2 protein-coding genes and 1 pseudogene are annotated in these 3,109 nt (G+C 33.5%); 2 read left to right on the plus strand and 1 reads right to left on the minus strand.

Annotated features, from left to right (window positions below):
* Positions 1-75: 75 nt before the first annotated feature.
* Both BGS40_RS09945 and BGS40_RS09800 read left to right on the plus strand, forming a co-directional pair.
* A pseudogene (locus tag BGS40_RS09945) lies at positions 76-1,771 on the plus strand (conjugal transfer protein TraG N-terminal domain-containing protein); the annotation flags it as partial.
* Between the two features lie 782 nt (positions 1,772-2,553).
* Positions 2,554-2,820: a hypothetical protein gene (locus BGS40_RS09800; protein WP_257841718.1), complete on the plus strand. Its 267-nt coding sequence runs from the start codon at positions 2,554-2,556 to the stop codon at positions 2,818-2,820.
* A 33-nt stretch (positions 2,821-2,853) separates the two neighbouring features.
* Here the strand turns inward: BGS40_RS09800 and BGS40_RS06385 are convergent, their stop codons facing one another.
* Complete coding sequence (locus BGS40_RS06385; RefSeq protein WP_096738519.1) at positions 2,854-3,093, minus strand: hypothetical protein; 240 nt, start codon at positions 3,091-3,093, stop codon at positions 2,854-2,856.
* Positions 3,094-3,109: the final 16 nt, after the last annotated feature.

Below are 3,109 nucleotides of genomic sequence, written 5' to 3' on the forward strand. Positions count from 1 at the left end.
AGGGTGGCAGCCCTTTGGCGTTTCACCCTTTTATAATTATACCAAATAAACTCTTTAACTTCTTTAATATAATCCGTGAAAAGATTTTACTTGTTATTCTTTAGCACTTTGTTTTTTGCACCTTCATTTTTATTTGGTGCAACTGAAATAGCTAATGGAAATCTAATCTATACTTGGGGTTATGGCGATGTGATGAATGAAATCATGCAAGCGGTTAAAGGTATAACCACTGAAACAGATTATATCGTTAATGCAGCCTTAGCTATTTCATTATTGCTTTTCAGTATCAAAAAAGCAATGGATGGACAAACAAATCCTGTGTTTGAACTTGGAAAAATGTTTATGCTTTTTGCTGTAGTGTGGTACATGTTTTTAAAAGCACCAAATGACAATAATCACCGCTTCATGATTCACGATGAAGTCACTAGCAAAGATTATGTCATTTCTCAAATTTCTATAGGCATAGGAAAAAGCTTTGCATTAATGACACAATTTGAAAGACTTATTCTAGAAGCTATGGAAAAACATTTTTCAACTCCACAATCTACAAATTTTTCTAACGCAGGTTTAGGTTTTTCACTTCAAGTGATGAGTACTTTACCAAGTGTAAAGCTTTCGGCTATTGATGCAACTTTACAAAAAAATATTGATTTTTACTTTAGAAACTGCGTTTCAGTATAATCAACAAGGTAGAAATCTTTTTCAAAACTCTGATAATTTAATGCAAGATCTTTTCACAAACATAGGCAATGGCTCTCAGCTCACTCCTTTGTTTAAAAATAATAATAATGTTGAAGAACAAAGCGTTGTACCTTGTTCTGATGCGGGTCCTCAAATCGTTGAAATGATTAAAAAAGATACAGATGAAGCTATGAAAATCCATGCTGCTTTGCTTGGTATGGCGAATGATATGACAAATTATGAGCAAAAGTTCTTAGGCGCTGCACAAATCTATAACGAACAAGCTGTAAGTGCTAGATCTTATTTACAGCAATCCATGATAATGCTTGCTTCTCAAGATGCAATCATTAATACCGCTAAATCAGTAGGATTAAATCCTGCTTCTGTGGCTGCAAATACTGCTTATGCGGATCAGCAATTTTACGCAAGTATGCAAGCACAAGGACACATGGCACAAACTTATTTGCCTTTAGCTAAAGCTTATTTAACAGCTATTATCATAGGTTTATCTTGGCTTGTTGCTTTACTTTCTATTGTATTTGGCTCTTACGCACATATTAAGATGTTTTTTACTCTGTGTATTTGGATAGTGCTTTGGACTCCTATACTTTGTATTATTAACTATCTAAATGATTATAATCTTATGAAAGTTGCGCAAGTAATAACAGGTGGAAAAGCAGCTTTAAGCTTAGGAGATAACATGCTTATATTCAAAGAAGTAGCAAATAGATCAAATTTCATGAATTATCTTGTAATGAGTACTCCTGTTTTAGCTTATGCTATAGCTAAAGCAAGTGAACAAGGATTTGTAACTTTTGCTTCTGGATTATCTCAAGCTCTAACAGGTGCTTCAAGAGCTGCTGGAAGCTTTGCAAATCAGCAAGCTCTATCTACACAAACTAGCATCGCTGCTCCTAGAGGAGATGAAGTTTGGGCTGTGGGTGCAGGTTATAATACTCTTCAATCTTCGTTTGGTGCAGGTGGTAGAAGTTTTATGGGAACAAGAGATATGCAACATGGTGGCGAATTAGTTAAAGATAATATGACAGGAAGTTCAGCTGTAATCAATGCTAATGGTTCAATAGGTAATGCCGCTATTAAAGGTTTAAATGCTGGTATGACTGCAAGCAATTTAGAAACAAGAGCACACGCTCTAAGTGATGCGATTCAAAATTCTAACCTATCTCAAAGAGCTTTAGAAGTTGCTAGTGGCAAAGGAGATAGCTTAGCCTTATCAGAAAACGATAGAAGTGCTATTACTAATGCAACGCAACATGCTTTAGCTAATGCTTATTCTAAAGCAACAGGTGTGGATGTAAAACAAGCTTATGAAGATGTGATGAGTGGAAAAATTGGCGGTGGTATTGGCTTAAATAAAGAAATAAAAGGAGTTAGAATAAATATTGATGCAGGAGGCTATGTATCTACAGGATCGGTAGAAACTGAAGATTGGTATCAAAATCTAAGCAAAAATCAACAAGAAACATTTAATAAAACCTTTAACGAAAGTCTTTCTAATGAAATTGGCAAAAATAGAGATGCAAGTGCTTCATTTAACAATCTTCTTAAAACAGGAAATGTTACAAATTCTGCTAGTATTAAAAGTTCTATGGATAGATATAATGAAGCTAAAACACTTAATAATTCAGTGGGTTATGATGGCGGATCATCTATCGTTCAAGGCTATATCAATGAAAATTATGGTGGCGTAGTTAATAAAGAAAATGTGGCTTCTGCTGTGAATGCTGTTAAAATATGGCTGCAAGGGGAGATATGCAAGGATTATCACATTACGCAGGAGTAGATTCTAATGTCAATTCAAATGGATTGTTTGGATAATCAAAGCACAATTATCATGATCCAAGAGGTGTTATGACTGATCACAATAAAGCCATAGATGATTTAAATTCAAGACAAAAAGGCTTTATGGCAACAAGAAATGCCCCTAATGATGTTAAATCAGAAAGATTAGCAGGTGGAATTCAAAAAGCAGCAGGTGCAGCTGAGAAAAAAGCAGGAACTGCTATAGAAGAAAGAAATAATAAGATTGATTATGCTGGCATACAAAAAGATATTAAAGATGGAAAAGCTGACATTAACAAAGTGATAGATTTTGGTAACCAAAATAGAAATATGTGAAAATAAGCCTAGTTAAAAAGCTAGGCTTAGTATTTATACATATCCTAAAATATCTTTTTTTATAAAACTATAATCATCTTTATCTAATTCATCTAATGGGCGATTAACAACTCTAACATTCTCTTTTAAAAACTTCTTGATTTTCAATAATGTATTTTTAGAAAACAATTTGCTTAACCTATCTCTGATTAGATATAAAAGACAACAAGTTATTAAAACACTAACGATAGATGCAAGCACTGCTAAATAAATAATTAAGTGCGCTTTATCCATCTTTATTCCTTTCAAT

The organism is Campylobacter sp. 107, assembly GCF_002383835.1.
Classification (GTDB): domain Bacteria; phylum Campylobacterota; class Campylobacteria; order Campylobacterales; family Campylobacteraceae; genus Campylobacter_D; species Campylobacter_D jejuni.

Bases quoted from the DNA above. Each gene is read 5' to 3' on its own strand.
- BGS40_RS09800 (WP_257841718.1), top strand. From the start codon at position 2,554: ATGACTGATCACAATAAAGCCATAGATGATTTAAATTCAAGACAAAAA.
- BGS40_RS06385 (WP_096738519.1), bottom strand. From the start codon at position 3,093: ATGGATAAAGCGCACTTAATTATTTATTTAGCAGTGCTTGCATCTATC.